The sequence below is a fragment of the Nocardia aurantia genome (assembly GCF_009604425.1).
Classification (GTDB): Bacteria; Actinomycetota; Actinomycetes; order Mycobacteriales; family Mycobacteriaceae; genus Nocardia; species Nocardia aurantia.
The window spans coordinates 1-1,444 of record NZ_WEGI01000046.1; the positions used below are offsets into that span (position 1 = coordinate 1).

At 67.0% G+C, this 1,444-nt stretch carries 1 protein-coding gene; it reads left to right on the forward strand.

Annotation, left to right across the window (positions count from 1 at the left end; translation table 11 throughout):
• The first annotated feature begins 248 nt into the window (after window positions 1-248).
• Window positions 249-1,421, forward strand: a complete 1,173-nt coding sequence (locus NRB56_RS38075; protein ID WP_153349235.1) for an IS110 family RNA-guided transposase — start codon at window positions 249-251, stop codon at window positions 1,419-1,421.
• The last annotated feature ends 23 nt before the right edge of the window (window positions 1,422-1,444 follow it).

Consider the following 1,444-nt stretch of genomic DNA (forward strand, 5'->3'; position numbering starts at 1 on the left):
TGAGGTTCCGGCTTATATGAATGTCACCGGTTGGCTGGCTGGGTGATCACCGGTCGTAGTCTGCCGGAGGTGTTGAGCCGGGGCTGGCTCGTGAGGTTCCTGCCGCCCGTTCGGGCTGGCTCGCCGGGGGTTTGCGCCCCGGCTCGACACCGGCCGCGGGCTGACTCAACAGAGGTGTGGGATGCACAGGCCGAAAGCCGGAATGTCGCCCGCGGCTTCCTGTCCGACGAGGAAACAAGGAGACGTGGTTGACGGTGGTGATCGGGGTCGACCCGCACAAGTCCACCCATACGGCGGCAGCGCTGGATGCCGGGACCCACAAGGTACTCGAGACGATCCGCATCGACGCTACCGTGCCGGAGTATCGGCGACTTCTTCTGTGGGCGAAGCGATTTCCCGAACGAGGCTGGGCTGTGGAGAACGCGTGGGGTTTGGGCCGGCATCTGGCCCAGTGGCTGATCGCCCACGGTGAGAAGGTCACCGATGTGCCGTCCACGGCCACCGCTCGTGTGCGGGAATTGTCGCGGGGTGGGCGGCGCAAGAACGACAACATCGACGCGGCCGCGGCTGCCAGTGTGGCGGCGTTGCACGGTGATGCGATGCCTGTCGAGGCCGAAGGAGCGAGCACCGTGCTGCGGATGCTCGATGAGCGGCGCACGAATCTGACCAGGCAGCGCACCCGCACGGTCAACCAGCTGCACGCGGTGATGCGGGAGCTGCTGCCCGGCGGCGTGTCTACCGATCTGACCGCCGGCCAGGCTGCCGATACATTACGGCGAGTCCGCCCGTCTTCACCGGTGGAACACGCTCGCAAGGACCTCGCCCGGGACCTCGTCGCCGACGTGCGGGCACTGGACGCCCGGCTCAAGGCCAACCAGCAGCGCATGCAGGACACCGTCGCCGAGTCCGGCAGCTGCCTGCTCGACGTGGTCGGTGTCGGACCGGTGGTCGCGGCTCGGCTGCTGGGCCGCACCGGCCGCGCCTCACGGTTCCGCACCGCAGGAGCCTTCGCAGTCCACACCGGCACCGCGCCGATAGAAATCGCCAGCGCCGGCAAGTCTCGACATCGGCTGTCCCGCCACGGCGACCGCCAGCTCAACAACGCCCTGCACACGATCGCATTGACTCAAATGCGCATGTCAGGCACCAGAGGACGGGTCTACTACGACGGCAAGGTTTCTGAGGGCAAGAGCCACAAGGAGGCGATGCGATGCCTCAAACGCCGCCTCTGCGACCATGTCTGGCGCATCATGATCGCCGACGAACGCCGGCTGTCACCCGAGGCGGGCTCCGGAGGACACCCGGGGGCGACTACGAAATCCTGCGCGGCCGACCCAACCCCGTCGATCGGCACTTCGGACAAGTCACTTCCGGAACCCGCCACCGCCAAGACTACGGCGACCACATCTCCGGCGGCTTGACAAACACAGAGGAACCCCCGCTT